General features: G+C 69.7%; 17 protein-coding genes and 2 pseudogenes. 5 read left to right on the top strand and 14 right to left on the bottom strand.

Features of this window, described 5'->3' with window-relative positions; translation table 11 throughout:
- Positions 1-175 precede the first annotated feature (175 nt).
- The 7 genes and pseudogenes from XM48_RS01590 to pstS all read right to left on the bottom strand — a co-directional run bounded on the left by XM48_RS01590 (position 176) and on the right by pstS (position 7099).
- Entirely contained in the window at positions 176-424 is a 249-nt protein-coding gene (locus XM48_RS01590; RefSeq protein ID WP_046454025.1) for a hypothetical protein, read from the bottom strand.
- A complete protein-coding gene (locus tag XM48_RS16775) occupies positions 421-1428 on the bottom strand; it encodes a hypothetical protein (protein ID WP_156174896.1) in 1008 nt (335 codons plus the stop codon). The genes XM48_RS01590 and XM48_RS16775 overlap by 4 nt, the downstream gene beginning before the upstream one ends.
- Before the next feature lie 149 nt (positions 1429-1577).
- Positions 1578-2631: pseudogene (locus tag XM48_RS01580) on the bottom strand (IS30 family transposase).
- A gap of 452 nt (positions 2632-3083) precedes the next feature.
- A complete protein-coding gene (gene pstB, locus XM48_RS01575; RefSeq protein WP_046454024.1) occupies positions 3084-3863 on the bottom strand; it encodes a phosphate ABC transporter ATP-binding protein PstB in 780 nt (259 codons plus the stop codon).
- Between the two features lie 33 nt (positions 3864-3896).
- A complete protein-coding gene (pstA, locus tag XM48_RS01570; RefSeq protein WP_046454023.1) occupies positions 3897-4979 on the bottom strand; it encodes a phosphate ABC transporter permease PstA in 1083 nt (360 codons plus the stop codon).
- Positions 4979-5917 carry a phosphate ABC transporter permease subunit PstC gene (gene pstC / locus XM48_RS01565; RefSeq protein ID WP_046454022.1) on the bottom strand — a complete coding sequence of 313 codons (939 nt, stop codon included), beginning with the start codon at positions 5915-5917 and terminating at the stop codon, positions 4979-4981. The genes pstA and pstC overlap by 1 nt, the downstream gene beginning before the upstream one ends.
- 78 nt (positions 5918-5995) lie before the next feature.
- Positions 5996-7099, bottom strand: coding sequence for a phosphate ABC transporter substrate-binding protein PstS (pstS, locus tag XM48_RS01560; protein ID WP_046454021.1), 1104 nt, complete (start codon positions 7097-7099; stop codon positions 5996-5998).
- A 474-nt stretch (positions 7100-7573) separates the two neighbouring features.
- On the opposite strand from pstS, the gene XM48_RS01555 reads away from it, so the two are divergent.
- The gene (locus XM48_RS01555; RefSeq protein WP_046454020.1) at positions 7574-8068 is read left to right on the top strand and encodes an FBP domain-containing protein; all 495 of its coding nucleotides are present in this window, start codon (positions 7574-7576) and stop codon (positions 8066-8068) included.
- A 25-nt stretch (positions 8069-8093) separates the two neighbouring features.
- On the opposite strand, the gene XM48_RS01550 is transcribed toward XM48_RS01555, so the two are convergent.
- The 5 genes from XM48_RS01550 to XM48_RS01530 all read right to left on the bottom strand — a co-directional run bounded on the left by XM48_RS01550 (position 8094) and on the right by XM48_RS01530 (position 13897).
- Positions 8094-9050 (bottom strand): diacylglycerol kinase family protein, encoded by a 957-nt coding sequence (locus XM48_RS01550; protein ID WP_046454019.1) that lies wholly within the window; start codon positions 9048-9050, stop codon positions 8094-8096.
- 85 nt (positions 9051-9135) lie between these two features.
- Positions 9136-10101, bottom strand: coding sequence for an NUDIX domain-containing protein (locus XM48_RS01545; RefSeq protein ID WP_046454018.1), 966 nt, complete (start codon positions 10099-10101; stop codon positions 9136-9138).
- The gene (locus XM48_RS01540) at positions 10098-12239 is read right to left on the bottom strand and encodes an RNA degradosome polyphosphate kinase (RefSeq protein ID WP_046454017.1); all 2142 of its coding nucleotides are present in this window, start codon (positions 12237-12239) and stop codon (positions 10098-10100) included. Before XM48_RS01540 ends, XM48_RS01545 begins: the two co-directional genes overlap by 4 nt.
- Positions 12240-12281: 42 nt before the next feature.
- Positions 12282-13223 (bottom strand): mycothiol synthase, encoded by a 942-nt coding sequence (gene mshD / locus XM48_RS01535; RefSeq protein WP_046454016.1) that lies wholly within the window; start codon positions 13221-13223, stop codon positions 12282-12284.
- On the bottom strand, positions 13220-13897 hold the full coding sequence (locus XM48_RS01530) for a response regulator transcription factor (RefSeq protein ID WP_046454015.1): 678 nt from the start codon (positions 13895-13897) through the stop codon (positions 13220-13222). The genes mshD and XM48_RS01530 overlap by 4 nt, the downstream gene beginning before the upstream one ends.
- 72 nt (positions 13898-13969) lie before the next feature.
- On the opposite strand from XM48_RS01530, the gene XM48_RS01525 reads away from it, so the two are divergent.
- From XM48_RS01525 to XM48_RS01510, 3 genes are all read left to right on the top strand, one after another.
- Positions 13970-14251 (top strand): hypothetical protein, encoded by a 282-nt coding sequence (locus XM48_RS01525; protein ID WP_231580762.1) that lies wholly within the window; start codon positions 13970-13972, stop codon positions 14249-14251.
- Positions 14252-14394: 143 nt separating this feature from the next.
- A complete protein-coding gene (locus XM48_RS01515) occupies positions 14395-15504 on the top strand; it encodes a folate-binding protein YgfZ (RefSeq protein ID WP_046454013.1) in 1110 nt (369 codons plus the stop codon).
- Between the two features lie 31 nt (positions 15505-15535).
- Positions 15536-16276 carry a phosphoglyceromutase gene (locus XM48_RS01510; RefSeq protein WP_046454012.1) on the top strand — a complete coding sequence of 247 codons (741 nt, stop codon included), beginning with the start codon at positions 15536-15538 and terminating at the stop codon, positions 16274-16276.
- A 92-nt stretch (positions 16277-16368) separates the two neighbouring features.
- Here XM48_RS01510 and ispD read toward each other — a convergent pair.
- Together ispD and XM48_RS01495 are read right to left on the bottom strand one after the other, a co-directional pair.
- Positions 16369-17648 (bottom strand): annotated as a pseudogene (gene ispD, locus XM48_RS18665) (2-C-methyl-D-erythritol 4-phosphate cytidylyltransferase).
- 101 nt (positions 17649-17749) lie between these two features.
- On the bottom strand, positions 17750-18235 hold the full coding sequence (locus XM48_RS01495) for a CarD family transcriptional regulator (protein WP_046454009.1): 486 nt from the start codon (positions 18233-18235) through the stop codon (positions 17750-17752).
- A 159-nt stretch (positions 18236-18394) separates the two neighbouring features.
- On the opposite strand from XM48_RS01495, the gene XM48_RS01490 reads away from it, so the two are divergent.
- Positions 18395-18955, top strand: a complete 561-nt coding sequence (locus tag XM48_RS01490) for a hypothetical protein (RefSeq protein WP_046454008.1) — start codon at positions 18395-18397, stop codon at positions 18953-18955.
- Positions 18956-19087: the final 132 nt, after the last annotated feature.

Raw genomic sequence — 19087 nt, 5'->3', positions numbered from 1 at the left:
AGGAACAGGGGGCCTCGCCCCGGAGGGTTTCCCCCCCCCCCCCGAAAACACGGATGGGCCCCTCCGGGCGAGGCGGATTCCAGTGGTCGTCGCAACGGTGGAATTCGATCATGACACAGACAGAGCGGCCGTACTCATGATGCTCACGAGTACGGCCGCTCCGTCTGTGGGTCCGTCAGCTCTGCGATTGACGACTCGCGGAGAACTTATGTGCGGCCCCAACCCCCGCCTTCGCGAGAAGAGCCAGAACAAACGCCGTGCCGCTCACGAACACGACAGTCATCGGCCAGTACGGGCCATCCCCGCTGAAGCCAGAGACCTGATAGCCCAGCAGCGTCCCAAACACGTAGAGGTACGCCAGCACTCCCAGCATCACCGCGGCCGCGATCACGGCAGCGACAGTCAGGGCTCTCTGCGCGCTCACGGGTTACACCGATCCCAAAGATTCAACTGCGTACCCCAATCCTTGTACTTCCGCCAGGACTCCATATTGTAGGTGCCAGGCTCGAAGATGTTCCCAACAACGTGGCAGTAGAACTGCTCACGGATAGTCGGGGTGACCTTTGAAGCGTTGCCGCCGAGCTTGCTCTTGAGCTGTCGAAGGTGCACACCGAGGACGTTCACGTCGTTCAACCGGCGACCCTCGCTGGTCGGGATCGCGTTCACGACGTACCCCTTATATCCCTTGGGAGCGCCCGAAACCCAAGCCTTTTTGTAGAACTGGCCGTTCCCCGCATACGGGTCGGCGACGATGGGATACGCGAAGGCCGAACTGTGCTCCACCACCTGAGTAACGGTGTTCCCTGCGACTTCGTACCTCGTCGGGACCTCCAAGCCGTTGGCGTCCTTCGCCCATGGCGCTGACAGAGTAAGAACAATCTCACCTGCAGGATCCCAGGCAACGATGGAACCATCCGAGTTCTGCTCCAGCACAGCTCCCTCGGGGAGGGTGAGCGGGTAGGCGTACCGTGTCGGCGACGCCTCGCCGCTGATCACCGTGTTGATCTGAATGTCGCCTTCAGGCTGCACCACGGGAACCGTCACCGAGCCGTTGCCGTTGTCGTAGGAAACGATGCCAGGCTTCTCAACGTTCGCTTCCCCTGCTTCGGTAGCGAATGGAAGCTCGATCTTCACGCGCCCCGATTCGGAATCGAGCGTGATCCCATCCGCGGGATCGACCGGGACAGTGAGATTCGTGTCGGCAAGAGTCGCATCAATCACGTGGCCTGTGTCGTCCTGAGTCGCAACGGCGGCCGCAGCGGCGACCGTTTCAGGCGTCGCCGCTTCGACTACCTCCACCAACGAGTTCGAGGGCGCGTCATCGGCATATGCTGCCGCGCTACCCATCAGAAGCGCCAGAGTTGTACTTCCAGCGAGCAGAAGCGTACAGCTTCTCCGCCCTGACTTGGTTCCAAAGATTCGAGCCATTTGGCCTCCGTTCCAGTGCCCTGAAACTTCAGAGCATGAGGTTGAGCCTTAACCGTATCCTGGCTTCTTTTCCCTGCAAGAGTTCTCGGTAGTTCGTTATCGATCAGTTACGGATCGGTCAGATTTGGGCTGAACAGGGGATCCATCTGTCAACCATCGATCAATGAGGCGAGACGCTTCGCCGGGGTGTCCCAGCCGAGCGTCTTCCGGGGACGCGTGTTGAGCTCGTGCGCAACCCTGGCGAGTTCTTCCGCGGAGTGAGCGGACAGATCGGTGCCCTTCGGGAAATACTGCCTCAGCAGCCCATTCGTGTTCTCGTTCGACCCACGCTGCCAAGGCGACGCGGGATCGCAGAAGAACACCGGGATTCCAGTCTCGACCTTGAACAGTTTGTGTTCGGCAAGCTCCGTGCCCTGATCCCAGGTAAGCGACTTCCGGAGATGCTCTGGCAGGCCGGTCATGGTGCGTGAGAGCGCGTTCCTGACTGTTGTCGCGTCCCGCCTTTCGGGGAGGTGGACGAGCATGACATACCGGGTGTGGCGTTCGACGAGGGTGCCGATCTGCGACAGGCTGTTCTTCCCGATAATGAGGTCTCCCTCCCAATGCCCGGGAACTGCCCGGTCGGCGGCCTCGGCGGGTCGTTCGGAGATCATGACCATCGGGTCCGTGAACCTAGGCTGCCGACGTTGTGCCTGCCGGCGTGGGACGCGCCTGGCCTTCCCTGCCCGCAGCGCGGACGCGATCTCCCTCCGCGCAGATGCCCCGCCCCTGCAAGTAGAGGGTCTGGTAGATCGTCTCCGGCGTCACACGCATCTCCAGATCAGTCGGGAACTCGACCTCGAGAGAACGGCTGATCTGTTCCGGAGACCAGCGAGCGGCGAGTTTCTCCTGAACGTATCCACGCAACCTCCCGCATGCAACAAGCTTGCGGGGTTTCGGGCGCGGCCTGCGCTTCGCTGCCTTCCGATGCGCGGCATACGGGTAATGGCCTGTGGAGGAGCGGTTGCGACGTAGTTCCCGGCTTATTGTTGAGGGTGCCCGGCCGAGCGCTCCCGCGATCTGCCTGATGGAGTGCCCGGCGCGATGGAGATCGCCGATACGCTCGCGTTCTTCGAGCGAGACCAAGCGCGGATGCAGGGGCTGCGCGAGGTGCTCCATACGGAGCGGGTTCGCGTCCGCTGTCTGATCGGTGTAAGTCGTCATACCGGTGACGTAGTTTACGAACCTGCCGTCCGCGAACACGCGGCCGGGACCGGTCCTGCGCGTGCCGCGGTCCCAATCCCCAGCGGTCCGGTAATGCACGCCAGCGACAGTCGCAGCATCACGCCGGGAGTGACCGGCTTTGCGAAGCCTCAGATAGTGCTCTTTGCCCGGATGCGGTCCGCTGCCGGTCTTGCCCCGTGAGCGCAGGCCGCGCTCGCGGAGCCAGTTGTAGGTGCCCGCCGGGTTCATGCCGAGTTGTCTCGCAGCGGCGGTGTTGTTCTGGAGCTCATCAAAGAGCGCGAAGAACGCGGCCTTCTGCTCGGGCGTGTAGTGCTGTCGGGAACGTCGCTGGTTCACGGTGGTCGTCGCAACTCCTCACAGGGGTGGGCGTTGCGACGACCACTAGAACCCAAGCGAAGCGGAGGGGCCCATCCGTGAGCGGGGGGGGCTGCTTACCCGAAGCGGCCCGAGACGTAGTCCTCGGTGGCCTGCACCTTGGGCGTCGAGAAGATCGTCTTGGTGTCGTCGAACTCGATGAGCTTGCCCGGCTTGCCGGTGCCCGCGATGTTGAAGAACGCGGTGCGGTCCGAGACGCGCGAGGCCTGCTGCATGTTGTGGGTCACGATCACGATCGTGTACTCCGACTTCAGCTCGTCGATCAGGTCCTCGATGGCGAGGGTCGAGATCGGGTCGAGCGCCGAGCAGGGCTCGTCCATGAGGAGCACGTCGGGCGACACCGCGATCGCGCGGGCGATGCAGAGGCGCTGCTGCTGGCCGCCCGAGAGGCCCGAACCGGGCTTGTCGAGGCGGTCCTTGACCTCCTTCCAGAGGTTCGCGCCCTGCAGCGAGCGCTCGACGAGCGCGTCGGCGTCGCTCGACGACATGCGGCGGTTGTTGAGCCGCACGCCGGCGAGGACGTTCTCGCGGATCGACATGGTGGGGAACGGGTTGGGGCGCTGGAACACCATGCCGACCTGGCGGCGCACGAGCACCGGGTCGACGCCCGTGCCGTACAGGTCCTCGCCGTCGAGCAGCACCTCGCCCTCGACGCGCGCGCCGGGGATGACCTCGTGCATGCGGTTGAGCGTGCGGAGGAAGGTGGACTTGCCGCAACCCGAGGGGCCGATGAAGGCGGTGACGCTGCGGGGCTCGATGTTCATCGAGACGCCCTCGACGGCCAGGAAGTTCGAGTAGTAGACGTTGAGGTCGTTGACCTCGATGCGCTTCGACACTGGGTGTGTTTCCTTCGGTTCGTAAGGTTCGGGTTATCGGCCGGTCTTCGGCGAGAAGTACTTCGCGACGAGACGGGCGATGAGATTGAGCGCCATCACGATCAGGATGAGCACGAGGGCGGCGGCCCAGGCGCGATCGAGGAAGGCTTCGACCGGGTTGCCCTGGTTCGCGTACTGCGTGTAGACGTACACGGGGAGCGACTGCATGCGGTCGGCGAACAGGTTGTAGTTCATCGATGCCGTGAAGCCGGCGGTGATGAGCAGCGGTGCGGTCTCGCCGATGACGCGGGCGATGGCGAGCACGACGCCCGTGGTTATGCCGGCGATCGAGGTGGGGAGCACGACCTTCACGATGGTGAGCCACTTCGGCACACCGAGCGCGTAGGAGGCCTCGCGCAGCTCGTGCGGCACGAGCTTCAGCATCTCCTCGCTCGAGCGGACGACCACGGGGATCATCAGCACCGAGAGCGCGACGGCGCCGACGATGCCCATGCGCACGCCCGGTCCGAGGAACAGGGCGAACAGCGCGTAGGCGAAGAGGCCGGCGACGATCGACGGGATGCCGGTCATGACGTCGACGAGGAAGGTGATGGTCTTCGCGATGCGGCCGCGGCCGTACTCGACGAGGTAGATCGAGGTCATGAGGCCGAGGGGCACCGAGATGATCGTCGCGGCGAGCGTGATCAGCAGCGTGCCGATCATGGCGTGCAGCGCGCCGCCGCCCTCGCCGACGACGTTGCGCATCGACGAGGTGAAGAACGTCGCGTCCATGCGTGCGACGCCGTTCCCGATGACCGTGATCGCGACCGAGACGAGCGGCACCATGGCGAGCAGGAACGCGCTGGTGACGAGGCCGGTGACCAGGCGGTCGGTGGCCTGGCGGCGGCCCTCGACGGCGGCGGTGATGCCGGTGGAGGCGACCAGGTAGAGGATCGCTCCGACGAGCACGGCGCCCACGATGCTGAAGTCGCCGCCCGCGGCTGCGGCGAGCAGCGCGAAGAGGGCGAACGAGATGACCAGGCTGGCCCCGAGGATGATCCAGGGCGTGCTGCGCGGGAGCCGGTTGCCCGAGAGCGCGGAGCCGGCGGAGACGGGGCGGATGGTGACGGCGGCCATCAGTTGGCTCCAGAGAACTCGGCCCGGCGGCTCACGATCCAGCGGGCGATCGCGTTGACCAGGAAGGTGACGATGAAGAGGATGAGGCCCGTGGCGATGAGGATGTTGATGTTCTCGCCGTACGCCTCGGGGAACGACAGCGCGATGTTCGCGGCGATCGTCGAGGGGTTCTCGGAGGTGAGGAGCTTGAGGCTCACGATGCCGGTCGCGGAGAGCACCATGGCGACGGCCATGGTCTCGCCGAGCGCGCGGCCGAGGCCGAGCATGGCGGCCGAGACGATGCCGGGGCGGCCGAAGGGCAGCACGGCCATCTTGATCATCTCCCAGCGGGTGGCGCCGAGCGCGAGCGCGGCCTCCTCGTGGAGCACGGGGGCCTGCAGGAAGATCTCGCGGCAGATGGCGGTCATGATCGGCAGCACCATGACCGCGAGCACGATGGCCGCGGTGAGGATGGTGCGGCCGGTGCCGCTGACGGTGCCGCCGAAGAGGGGGATCCAGCCGAGGTTGCTGTTGAGCCAGACGAAGACCGGCTGCACCGCGGGGGCGAGCACGCCGATGCCCCACAGGCCGAAGACGACGCTCGGCACGGCGGCGAGCAGGTCGACGACGTATCCGAGCACCTGTGCGAGCTTGCGGGGCGCGTAGTGCGAGATGAAGAGGGCGATGCCGATGGAGAGCGGCAGCGCGATGACGAGGGCGAGGACGGCCGCCCACACGGTTCCGAAGATGAGCGGGCCGACGTAGGCCCAGAAGTTCGAGGTGAGGAGCGAGGCCGATTCCTTCGTCGCGACGAACGCGGGGAGGCTCCTCGTGATCAGGAAGATCGCCACCGCGGCCAGGGTGACGAGGATCATGCTGCCCGCGAAGATCGCGGAGCGGGAGAAGATGCGATCGCCGAGGCTCAAGACCGGCTTGGCTGCCGCGGTGGGTGCGGTCACGGGGACGGGGCTCCTTCGAATACTGGTGAGAACGGCGCGAAGGGCGGCCGGGATCGTGTCCCGGCCGCCCTCTGCACGTTACTTGATCGCGTCGACCGCGGTCTTGACCTTGGCGGCCAGGGTCGCGGGGAGCGGGGCGCTGCCGGATGCCTCGGCGGCGGCCTTCTGGCCCTCTTCGCCGGTGACGTAGCCGAAGTACGACTTCACGAGCTCGGCGTTCTTGGCGTCCGCGTACTGCTCGCAGCCGATGAGGTAGCTGATGAGCACGATCGGGTACACGCCCTCCTTGTCGGAGGTGCGGTCGATCTTGACGGCGAGGTCGTTCGCGGTGCGACCGGTCTCGAGCTCCGAGTGCTCGGCGATGGCCGAAGCCGCCTCGGGGCTGTACTTGACGTACTTGTCGCCGACCTTGATCTCGACGGTGCCGAGCTTGCCGGCCTTCGATGCGTCGGCGTAGCCGATGGTGCCGACGCCCTTGGTGACGGCCTGCACGACGCCCGAGGTGCCCGATGCGCCCTCGCCGCCGAGCTCCTTCGGCCACTCCTCGACCGAGCCGGCGGCCCAGTCGGCGCCGCCCGCGGCTGCGAGGTAGTCGGTGAAGTTGCCCGTGGTGCCCGACTTGTCGGAGCGGTGCACGGCGGTGATGTTGGTGTCGGGGAGCTTCGCGTCGGGGTTCTGCGAGGCGATCGCCTGATCGTTCCACTTGGTGATCTTGCCCGAGAAGATCTTCGCGACGGTCGACGCGTCGAGCTTGAGCGAATCGACGCCCTCGACGTTGAAGATGATCGCGATGGGCGAGATGTAGGCGGGGACCTCGACGATGCCGGTGCCGGGGGCGCAGCCCTTGAACGGGCCGGCCTTGATCTCGTCGACCTTGAACGCGCGGTCGGAACCGGCGAAGGCGCTGGCGCCCTGCTGGAAGGTCTCGCGACCCGCACCCGAGCCGGAAGGCTCGTAGTTGATGGTGACCTTGTCGTTGGCCTTCTGGAACGCGGCGATCCAGGCCTGCTGCGCCGAATCCTGCGAGGACGCGCCGGCGCCGTTGAGCTCACCGGAGAGGTTTGACTTCGAGGCGCTCTCGGAGGGGCTGGTCCCGCCCGACTCGTTGGCAGCGCAGGAGGTCAGCGCGATCGCGGCGATGCCGCCGATCGCTGCGATCTTGATCGCGGGAGAGATCTTCACAGTCAGATCCTGTCCATTTCTTCTGATGAACCGGCGCCGGGGCGCCGCGGGCTGGATGCCTCGGTTCCCAAGGTAGGCAACGCATGTGACGAGCGATCTGCCGTCGGGTGAACAGCAGGTGAACGCCCGTCGAGAGGCGCGTGATCCCGCGCGGTTTCCGGTGGTGCGGCGACCTGGACAACTTGCGGTGCGCGCGTCCGCGGGAGCTGGGAGCCGCGGACGGATCCTCGCCGGGGGAGCGGGGCTGCGGCTAGACTCGTGCCGTGATCATTCGGTTCGGCAGTGCCCTCGGGCGTACGGAGGTCCCCGTCGGCATCGCCGTCGGGGGCAGGTGAGGACCCCGCCCTCGCCGCCGCGCTCCGCGCGTGCGGCGATCTCGCCGAGCCAGAAAATCACTCGCCCCGCACGTGCGGGCGGCGCCGCTGACGCGCCGGTCGCCGCGACCGTGCCGGGCACGACCGAAAGCAGTCGATCATGCTTCCCCTGAACGAATCCACCATCCGCTCGTCGTTCGTCAACGCCTCCCGCAAGGAGGCGAAGGACGCGGTGCTGCCCGACTTCCTCGACGCCGTCGCCTGGGACGCGCTCGATTTCCTCGGGTGGCGCGACCCGAAGTTCGCGAAGCGGGCCTACGTCGTGCTGCCGTCGCTCGACGGCGACCCGGTCGGGGTCGTGCTGCGCCAGGCCGATGCCGCGCCGCGGTCGCGTGCCATGTGCAGCTGGTGCCGCGACGTGCGCCTGCCGAACGACGTCGTCTTCTGGAGCGCCCGCCGGGTCGGCGATGCCGGTCGTCGCGGTGCGACGGTGGGCACCCTCATCTGCCGCGACTTCGAGTGCTCGCACAACGTGCGCAACGATCCGCCGCCCGCCTACGAGGGCTACGACGTCGCCGCGGCGCGCGTGCAGCGCATCGACGAGTTGCGCCTCAAGGTCGCGGGTTTCGCCGACATGCTGGTGACCGGGCGCTGACGGCGGAGCCGCGGAGTCCCCGGAGTCAGGCGAGCAGTCGCAGGGCTCCGGGGGCGACCGAGACCTCGAAGGGGCCGACGCCGACCGGTTCCCCGTCGGCGTAGGCGATCTCGGACCCGGCCTCGATCCCGACCCGTTCGGCCCGCTCCATGCGCACCTCCGGCAGACGGGCGTGCCGACCGCGGGCCAGGACCCCGAGCACGCTCAGGAGCCGGACCGTGCTGCACGCGTCGACCATGAGCAGGTCGAGCGCGCCGTCGTCGGGTTCCGCCTGCGGCGTGAGCGGGATCCCGCCGCCGATCGCCCGGATGTTCATCACGGTCGCGAGGAGCCCCGTGAACGCGCGTCGGCCTGCCGGATCCTGGTCGGCGTCGGCGCTCCGGCTCCACCGCACCGAGAAGGCGCGGGGCGCGATGGCGAGCACCTCGACGATGAGCGCGAGGTGGTAGCGGACCGGGCCGAGGGGCAGTCGGATCGCGTTCGCGCGGCGGTTCACCGCCGCGTCGAAGCCGACGGACAGACCTCCGGCGAACCAGTGCTCGCGCTTCTGCCCGGGCCGTTCGGGGTCGGGCAGGTGCACCACGCCGAGGTCGACCGCTCGCGGCGCCGATTCCGCGGCGAGGATCCGCGCGACCGCGGCGACGGGGTCGTGCGGGAGCTCGAACTGCCGGGCGAAGTCGTTGCCGCTGCCCGCCGGTACGATCCCCAGCGGGAGCCGACGCGCCTCGGGGACCTGGAGGACGAGGCCGAGGATCCCGTCGCCGCCGACGAGCACGAGGCCGCGCAGTCCGGTGCCGGTCGCGGCGCGCAGCTGCTCCCGGCAGTGGGCGGCGTCGCGCCCCGAGATCGGGACCACCCGCACGCCTCGCGCGGCGAGCGCGCGCGCCGTGCGCACGGCGGCGCGCTTGCCCCGGCCGAGTGCTGAGAACGGGTTCACGACGAGCCCGAAGGGGAGGTCGTCATCGACGCCGTCGGTGTTCATCGCCCCAGAGTATTCGATGAAGCGCCTGTGGTGCGGCCGGATGCGGCCGAGTCGCAGGCGCACGAGGCGCCGGGCTCCGGTCCGCTCAGTGCCGAACCGGGTAGACCTCGACGCCGAGGATCCCGGCACCGGGATGGGTGCGCGAGAAGTGGAAGACCGAGAAGCCGCCCGGGGGCAGCGCCGCGGCCTCCTGCAGGTAATCGCCGGGCAGGCTGCCGGTGGCCAGCGCGAGCTCGCGCGCGACATCGGGCAGCACGGGCCGGTGGGTGCAGATGATCGTGTTCTTGCCCTTGCGCACGACCTTGCCGACGATGCTGCGGAGCTCGTCGGTGCTGCCGGCGTCCCACGCCTCCTGACTGAGGCCCTCGTGCACCCGGACCGTCTTGCGCAGGTGGTGCGCGAGCGGGGCGACCGTGCGCATGCAGCGCTCGGCGTTCGACGAGAGGATCCGCTTGGGTCCGAACGAGTCGAGCATGGCGATCAGGTTCTCGGCCTGATCCTCGCCGGCGTCGGCGAGCGGGCGGGTGCGGTCCTCTGGGAACATCGCGCTGCGCGGCTCGGCCTTCGCGTGCCGCAGCAGGATCACCGAGAAGGTCTCGGTGGCGTCGCGATCCGCGAAGCGCTGGAACACGTCGAGGATCTCGCGGTCGGCGGGGTAGCTCAGCCGCTTGCGCGCCTTGCTCAGCGGCACCCACTCGAGCGCCGCGACCTCCTTGTTGGGGCGGAACGTCGACGCCTGCACGGCCTGCTCGGTCACCTCCGCGGCCCAGTACTGCACGGTCTTCTCGCCGTTGCCGGGCATCCGGTAGTGGATCGTGCCCAGGTTCGCGCCGAGCCGCACGGTGAGGCCCGTCTCCTCGTGCGTCTCGCGCACCGCGGCCTGCGGCATGCTCTCGCCGGGATCCAGCTTGCCCTTGGGGAACGACACGTCGCGCTGCTTGGTGCGGTGGATGAGCAGCACCATGAGCTGCTCGCGGCCGTCGGAGCGCACGACCCGACGCCAGCACACCGTGCCCGCCGCGAGGATCGGGTTCGGCGCCGCAGCGCTCATCGGGCTCCCCGGCTCCGCGCCTCGGCGCGATCCACCATCACGAGGTCCTGCAGATCGGGCAGGGGCTCGCCCTCCTCGCTGACCACGCGGCGCGACCAGCTGCCGTCGGGCAGCATGCGCCAGGACGAGACCTCGTCGCTGAACGCGAACGAGAAGAAGCGGTCGATGCGGGCGAGGTGCTCGCGGTCGAGCAGGCGCACGAGGACCTCGATGCGGCGGTCGAGGTTGCGGTGCATAAGGTCGGCGCTGCCGATGTAGACCTCGCGGTCGCCCGCGTTCTCGAACGCGTAGATGCGCGAGTGCTCGAGGTATCGGCCGAGCACCGAGCGCACCCGGATGTTCTCGGACAGCCCGGGGACCCCCGCGCGGATCGAGCAGATGCCGCGCACCCAGATCTCGATCGGTACACCGGCGCGACTGGCGCGGTAGAGCGCGTCGATGATGGCCTCGTCGACCATCGAGTTAGCCTTGAGCTTGATCCCGCTCGGGCGCCCGGCGCGCGCGTGCTCGGCCTCGCGCTCGATGCGGTCGAGCAGGCCCTGGCGGAGCTGCAGCGGGGCGACGAGCAGCCGATCGTACTGCGTCTCGATCGCGTAGCCCGAGAGCACGTTGAAGAGGCGGGTCACGTCGCGGCCGACCTCGTCGGAGGACGTGAACAGGCCGAAGTCCTCGTAGATGCGGCTGGTCTTCGGGTTGTAGTTGCCGGTGCCGATATGGCAGTAGTGCCGCAGGCGGCCCTGCTCCTCGCGGATCACGTGCACGAGCTTGCAGTGGGTCTTGAGCCCGACGAGGCCGTAGACCACGTGCACGCCCGCCTGCTCGAGCTTCCGGGCCCACGTGATGTTGGCCTCCTCGTCGAAGCGGGCCTTGATCTCGACGAGCGCGAGCACCTGCTTGCCGGCCTCGGCCGCCTTGATGAGCGACGCGACGATGGGGCTGTCGCCCGAGGTGCGGTAGAGGGTCTGCTTGATCGCGAGCACGTCGGGGTCGGTCGCGGCCTGCTCGACGAACGCCTGCACGCTGGTCGAGAACGACTCGTAGGGGTGGTGCACGAGCACCTCGCGGCGCGCGATCGCCCGGAACACGTCGGGCTTCTCGCTCGGGGTGTTCGGACGGAACTGCGGGTGGGTCACCGGGATGTGCGGGGTGAACTTGAGGTCGGGGCGCTCGACGCGGGTCACCGCGAAGAGGCCGCCGAGGTCGAGCGGCGCGGGCAGCGTGTAGACCTGCTCCTCGTCGATGTCGAACTCGCGCACCAGCAGGTCGAGGGTGGCCTCGTCCATGTCGTCCGAGATCTCGAGGCGGATCGGCGGGCCGAAGCGGCGGCGCAGCAGCTCCTTCTCGAGCGCCTGGATCAGGTTCTCGGTCTCGTCCTCCTCGATCTCCACGTCCTCGTTGCGGGTCACGCGGAACACATGGTGATCGATCACTTCCATGCCGGGGAAGAGGCCGTCGAGCTGGTTCGCGATGAGCTCCTCGAGCGAGATGAAGCGCACGTCCTCGGCCGACTCGCGGCGATCGACGCGCACGTACCGGGGGATCATCTGCGGCACCTTGAGGCGCGCGAACTCGACCTTGTCGGTGCGCGGGTTGCGCACCCGGATCGACAGGTTGAGCGCGCGGCCCGAGATGTAGGGGAACGGGTGCGCCGGGTCGACCGCGAGCGGCATGAGCACGGGGTAGATGTGCTGCTCGTAGTACTCGGTCAGGATCGCGTGATCGGCGTCGTCGAGCGTGTCCCAGTCGACGATCTTGACCCCGGCCTCGGCGAGCCCGGGCTGCACCTGCTCGGCGAAGCAGCGCGCGTGGCGCAGCTGCAGCTCGTAGGCGGTTCGGTTGATCTCGGCGAGCACCTCGGTCGGCGCGCGACCGACGTTGGTGGGAACCGCGAGGCCCGTGACGATGCGGCGCTTCAGACCCGCGACGCGCACCATGAAGAACTCGTCGAGGTTCGACGCGAAGATCGCGAGGAAGTTCGCCCGCTCGAGCAGCGGCACGGTCGGATCCTCGGCGAGCTCGAGCACGCGCTGGTTGAAGGCGAGCCAGCTGAGCTCGCGATCGAGATACCGGTCGGCCGGCAGATCGTCGGTCTCGGCGTGCAGGATCGCGTCCGTCTGGTGGCGGGTGTCGTCGCTCATGCTCCCCATTCTGTCACTCGGGGTCGGCCCGGCACCCGCCGTTCACGAGGAGTTCTCCGCGGTGTCGCCCGGCACCGCGCGGCGCAGCCACTGCCGGCTCTCGCGCTCGAGCGCGAAGCCGGCCCGTTCGTAGAGGCGGATCGCGCGCTCGTTGGTGCCGTCGACGTAGAGGGAGACCCGGTGCGGGCGGTGCGCGGCCATGCGCGCGAGGGTCGCGTCGAGCAGCGCGCGGCCGAGCCCGCGGCCGGCGTACGCCGGATCGACGCCGAGCACGTACAGCTCGCACTCGACCTCGTCGCCGCCGCGCACGGTCTTGACCCACGCGAAGCCTGCGATGGGCGCTCCCGGAAGCGAGGCGTCGGCGGCGAGCAGCACGTCGTCGGCCGCGAACCAGGGCTCGCGCGCGAGCGTCGCGAAGTCGTCCGCGGTCATGGCGCCCTGCTCGGGGTGGTCGGCGAAGGCGCTGGCGTTGACGCGGACCCGCTCGGCGAGCTGGGTCGCGTCGGCGGGATCGGTCGCCGGGCTCGCGAACCCCGCGGCGAGGATCGGTGCGGCGGGGTCGGGGGAGTCCTGGGGAAGGCGCGCGGGATCGAGCGTCATCAGGTGGAGCGAGCGGACCGGCGCGAACCCGGCCGCGCCCAGCAGCGCCTCTGCCGCGGGGTTCGAGCCGTGCACCCAGGCGCGCAGCTCGCCGCTCGCTTCGGGCAGCTCCAGCAGTTCGGCGAGCGCCGCGGCCGCGACGCCGCGACCGCGCGCATCGGGGCGCACCACGAGGTCGAGTTCGCCGGCGCCCACGATGCCGACCGCCTCCGGAGACGTCTCGGGATCCGCGCCGAACGCGAGCACTCGGCGATGCCCCTGCGCGGCACCGGCGACGGCCTGGTCCGAGACGGGGGCGGCGCCGTCGGCGCGCTCGGCCGCGTCGAGCAGTGCGCGCACCGCGGCCCAGCCGCCCGCGGATCCCGGATCGATCTCGGTGCTCATTCGCCGTCCTCCGTGTCCTGCGGTTCGCGCGCGAAGCCGTAGCCCACGCCCCGCACCGTGCCGATGAGCGAGTCGTGCTCGCCGAGCTTCGCGCGCAGCCGGCGCACGTGCACGTCGACCGTGCGCGTGCCGCCGAAGTAGTCGGTGCCCCAGACGTCGCTGAGCAGCTGCTCGCGCGTGAACACGCGCCCGGGGTGCGCGGCGAGGAAGTGCAGCAGCTCGAACTCCTTGTAGGTGAGATCGAGCGGTCGGTCGTGCAGGCGCGCGGTGAACGTCTCCTCGTCGATGCGGAGGCCGGTGGCGCCCGTCTCGGCGGTGCCCGCCCCGCGCCGCTGCGCGCGCTCGCAGGCGAGGCGCAGGCGCAGGTCGATCTCGGCGGGGGAGGCCGTCGGCAGCAGTACGTCGTCGACGCCCCACTCGGTCGTGACGGCGGTGAGCGTGGATTCCGCGATGACGAGCAGCACCGGGGTCGCGGTGCTCGACGCGAGGGCCTGCCCGGCGCTGCGCGCGAGCCGCGGGTGCTGGGTGCCGTCGATGAGCACGGCGTCGGACCGGGACGCGAGGCTCGGGCTCGGCTCGATCGACAGCGGTGCCGCGCGCAGCTCGTGGGCCAGCAGCTCCACGCCCGGGAGCGCGTCGGCCGGGTCCTGGTCGGCGAGGCAGAGCAGCTGCATCGGTGCGCTCCCCTCTGCCGCGGCGATCGAGACCCCTCCATCCTAGGCGGATCGCTGTGCCACAATGGCCGGGTGAGCGACACCGACGAAGTGCATTCCTGGCATCTGCCGAGACTGATCATCGCCTGGGCCGTCGCCGCCGTCATCGGCGTGCTCGTGACCGTGCTGGAGCACGACGCCGAGCAGCGCTTCGCCTGGCTCGCGCTCGCCATCGGAGCGAGCACGCTCGTCACCTTCGCCCTGCAGCTCGGAACCGCCCAGCGCGAGGGGTTCATCACGCGCACCGCGTTCAGCGTCGCGGGCTCGGTGGTGGTCATCGCGGTGATCGACCTCATCGGCCTGCTCGTCGGCTGAGGGACGCCTCCGCGCTGGTAGCATGGGGCCATGCTCGCTCTCGAACTCTTCTTCCTCGGACTGCTCGGCCTGGCTTCGCTCTCCATCGCGTGGGTGGCCGGCACCGTCGTCTACAAGCTGTTCAAGGGTCAGCGCTAGGCCGCGTGCCCAGCAGCTTCCTGCGACTTCCCGGCGCCGTCGAGGCGTCGGAATCCGGCGTCGCCGCGCACTACGGAGCCCCGCTCATCGAGCAGCGGGCGCTCGAGGCCGGCGACGCGATCGTCGATCTCGGCCATCACGAGGTCCTCACCGTCTCGGGTCCCGATCGCCTGAGCTGGGTGCACTCGTTCACGAGCCAGAGCCTCATCGGCCTGCGCCCGGGTGACTCCGCCGAGACCCTGCTGCTCGATCCCAACGGGCGCATCGAGCAGCCCATCCGCGTCGTCGACGACGGGGAGCGGCTGTGGCTGCTCGTCGATCCCGGTCGCGGCGCCGATCTGCTGGCCTTCCTGCTCCGCATGCGCTTCGCGCTGCGCGTCGATATCGAGGATCGCAGCGCCGACTTCGCGACCGTGCTCGCCATGGGCGACGGCCCCGCGGCGTCCGCGATCGACGAGCTCGGCATCGCCGCGGCCGTGTGGCGCGATCCGTGGGGCGAGCTCGCGCACGGCGGCGCGCAGTACGCGGGTCGGCACCCCGGCGAGGGCTGGAACGCGATCCGCTTCGTCGTGCCGCGCGCCGAGCTCGAACGCGTCTCCGCGCTCATCGACGGCGCCGCGATCCGCGCGGCCGGGCTCTCCGCGCTCGACGCGCTCGAGATCCGTGCGGCGCGCCCGTCCGCTGCGGAGCTCGACGAGCGGGCGATCCCGCACGAGTTCGACTGGCTGCGATCCGCCGTGCACCTGAACAAGGGCTGCTACCGCGGGCAGGAGACGGTGGCGAAGGTGCACAACCTCGGCCACCCGCCGCGGCGCCTCGTGCTGCTGCACCTCGACGGTTCCGCCGGCGAGCTGCCCGAGGGCGGCGCGCTCGTCTTTCGCGCGGGCGAGTCCGCCGAGGCCGACGCGCGACCGGTCGGCCGGGTGACCCGGGCGGGCCTGCACCACGAGTGGGGCGGGATCGCGCTCGCGCTGCTCAAGCGCTCGGTCCCCGAGGACGCGGCGCTCGAGGTCCGGATCGGCGAGGGGCCGGATTCGGTCGCGGCCGCGCAGGAGACGATCGTCCCCGCGGACGCCGGCGCGACGCGCGGCGTTCCCCGTCTGCCGCGCATCTGAATCCGGTCGCGCGCTCGCCTAGACTTGGGGCATGACGAACACGCTGATCCTGCTTCGCCACGGCCAGAGCGAATGGAACCAGAAGAACCTGTTCACCGGCTGGGTCGATGTGCGACTCACCGAGCAGGGCCGCGGCGAAGCCGCGCGCGCCGGTGAACTGCTCGCCGAGGCGGGGCTGCTGCCCGACGTGCTGCACACCTCCGTGCTCAGCCGCGCGATCCAGACCGCGAACCTCGCGCTCGAGAGCGCCGACCGCATGTGGGTCCCGGTGCGTCGCTCCTGGCGCCTCAACGAGCGCCACTACGGCGCCCTGCAGGGGCTCGACAAGGCCGAGACGCTGCAGAAGTACGGCGAGGAGCAGTTCATGGAGTGGCGTCGCTCCTTCGACACCCCGCCGCCCGTGCTCGACGACGCGAGCGAGTGGTCGCAGGCGAACGATCCCCGCTACGACGGCATCGACGGCGAGAAGCCGCGCACCGAGTGCCTGAAGGACGTCATCGAGCGGATGGTCCCGTACTGGGAGAACGCGATCGTGCCCGACCTGAACGCGGGCAACACCGTGCTCGTCACGGCGCACGGCAACTCGCTGCGCGCGCTCGTCAAGCACCTCGAGGGCATCTCCGACGACGACATCGCGGGTCTCAACATCCCGACGGGCATGCCGCTCGTCTACGAGATCGACGACGCAGGCCGTCCGACCGGTCCCGGCCGCTACCTCGACCCCGAGGCCGCCGCCGCCGGCGCCGCCGCGGTCGCCAGCCAGGGCCGCTGACCGTACGCATCGACCGGGTCGCGGTCGCGCTCTCCGCCTGAGGAAGCGCGACCCCGGCCCGGTCCGCTGCGTTCCGGGCCTGAGGACCCGCGTCAGTCGCGCTCGATGAGGGCGGTCGCGATCGCCGCGATCCCCTCGCCGCGACCGGTGAAACCGAGGCCGTCGCTCGTCGTGGCGCCGAGGCTCACGGGTGCGCCGACGAGCGCGCTCATGCGCGCCTCGGCCTCGGCCCGCCGCGGCGCGAACTTGGGCCGGTTGCCGACGATCTGCACAGAGATGTTGACCGGGCGCCAGCCCTCGGCCCCGAGGCGATCGAGCGCGAGGCGCACGAAGCCGGTGCTGTCGGCGTTCTCGGTGCCCGGCAGATCCACGCCGACGAGGCCGCCGATGTCGCCGAGGCCTGCGGCCGAGAGCAGCGCATCGACGACCGCGTGGCACGCGACGTCCCCGTCGCTGTGCCCCGAGAGCCCGGGTTCGCCCGGCCAGTCGAGGCCCGCGAGTCGCAGGGGCGCATCCGGAGCGTAGGCGTGCGCGTCGACGCCCGTGCCGACGCGGATCATCGCGCGCCCGCGGCGTGCGCGCCGTCTGCCGCGCCGTCGAGCGCGGCCAGCAGCGCCCCGAGGATCGCCCGATCCTCGGGGGTCGTGAGCTTGTGGGCCCGCTGCTCGCCGACGACCGTGCGCACGGTTCCGCCGGCGCGCTGCACGACCTCGGCGTCGTCGGTCGGCGGCGCTTCCTGGCGCGCCGGATCGCCGTCCTGCAGCTGCGCGGTCGCGTGCGCGGCGGCGAGCAGCTCGCGCGGGAAGCCCTGCGGCGTCTGCACCGCGACGAGGGTGGAGCGATCCACCGTCTCGCGCACGATGCCGTCGGCGCCGACCCGCTTCAGGGTGTCGGCGACGGGCAGCGCGGGCACCACCGCGGATCCGGTCCGCAGCACCTCGGCGGCGACGCGATCGAACAGCTCCGGGCTCGCGAACGGGCGGGCCGCATCGTGCACGAGCACCGTCGTCACCGAATCGGGCAGCGCGTCGATCCCGAACCGGACCGATTCGTGGCGCTCACGCCCGCCGGGGACGACCGCGGTCGACCAGGTGCAGTCGTCGGGGAGCGCGGCATCGAGCAGCTCGAGCGCCTCGGCGGCGCGGTCGGCCGGCACGACCACGGCGATGTGCCCGGCGTGGGGGAGCGCGGTCACCGCTCGGAGCGCGTGCTCGAGCAGGGTGCGTCCGCCGATCTCGACGAAGGCCTTGGGTACTCCCGCGCCGAGCCGGGTGCCGTTGCCGGCGCCGACGAGCACCACACCGAGGCTGCCGATGGGGTGCGGGGTGCCGCCGGTCCCGGGGTGCTCGTTCGCGAGCGGTGAGCGTTCCATGGGGTCAGGGTACCGCGCGGGGTTCCTTCCGGGCTCGGGTTCGCCCGGAAACGCAGAACGCCCCGCTCGGAGCGGGGCGTTCTGCGTGCGATCGGGCGGACCTAGGAGGCCAGCACCTCGTCGAGCATCTCGGATGCCTTGTCCTCGTCGGTCTTCTCGGCGAGCGCGAGCTCGGAGACGAGGATCTGCCGGGCCTTGGCCAGCATGCGCTTCTCGCCGGCGGACAGCGAGCGGACCTCCTGGTCGCGGCGCCACAGGTCGCGCACGACCTCGGACACCTTGATGACGTCGCCAGAGGCGAGCTTCTCGAGGTTCGCCTTGTACCGGCGGGACCAGTTGGTGGGCTCCTCGGTGAACGGGGCGCGCAGGACCTCAAAGACCTGCTCGAGGCCCTCCTGGTCGATGACGTCGCGGACGCCGACCAGATCGCAGTTCTCTGCCGGCACCTCGATGGTCAGGTCGCCCTGGTTCACCTGGAGCTTGAGGAAGAGCTTCTCTTCGCCGCCCAGTTTGCGCGTCTTGACCTCGATGATCTTGGCCGCGCCGTGATGGGGATAGACGACAGTCTCTCCGACCTCAAATTGCATGGAGTGGCTCCTTCGTGTTCCAACCTCTAGAATACCACACCGACATACCGCTAGTAAGGGCAGCCTAAGCTGCATCGAGTTGCGAGCTGGCGGTAGGATGATTTCAAACTGCTCGCGGAGCGGGCAGGGACTCGACCACCATCGCTTCGGAGGATCTCCTTGAAGATTCGGATCGCCTCATCCATCGCCCTCGCGGCGGCGCTCACCCTCGGCGCGACCGGCTGCAGCCTGATCGCGGCGCAGGACACGCTGATCCAGTACGCGCCGAGCGACGGGGTCGACGCCAACGTCAACGGCGTCGAGGTGCGCAACCTCATGCTGGTCGCCGACGAGAGCGGCGAGCAGCAGAACGTCGTCTTCACCGGCATCAACGCCGGCGAGAAGGCGCAGCAGCTGACCATCTCGTTCATGGCCGACGGCCAGCAGGTCGCCACCTCCGAGTTCGAGGTGCCCGCGGGCACCACCAAGTTCGGCGATCCCGAGGGCGAGCAGTCCCTGGTGCTCGTGAAGATCCCCGAGGCGAAGGCCGGCACGCTCGTCGACGCCTACCTGTCGACCCCCGGCTCGGCCGAGGTGCAGCACCGGGTACCGGTGCTCGACGGCTCGCTCAAGGAGTACCGTCCCTACGTGCTGACGGCGGAGCAGATCGCGAAGTTCTCGGCCCCCGCCGAGAAGGCCGCGGACGCGAAGTCCGGCGCGGAGTCGACTCCCGCCAACTGACGCTCCCGCGCGAACGACGGAGCGCCCGCAGGCGCTGCCTGCGGGCCCTCCGTCGTTCGCGGCCCGGGGCCGGGCGCGCCCAGGCGAAGCGGTAGCCGACGCCGCGGACCGTCGTGGCGAACGTGGGATCGG

This window comes from Leucobacter sp. Ag1 (assembly GCF_000980875.1).
Taxonomy (GTDB): Bacteria; Actinomycetota; Actinomycetes; order Actinomycetales; family Microbacteriaceae; genus Leucobacter; species Leucobacter iarius.
This window is presented reverse-complemented; position numbering and strand designations above follow the sequence as displayed.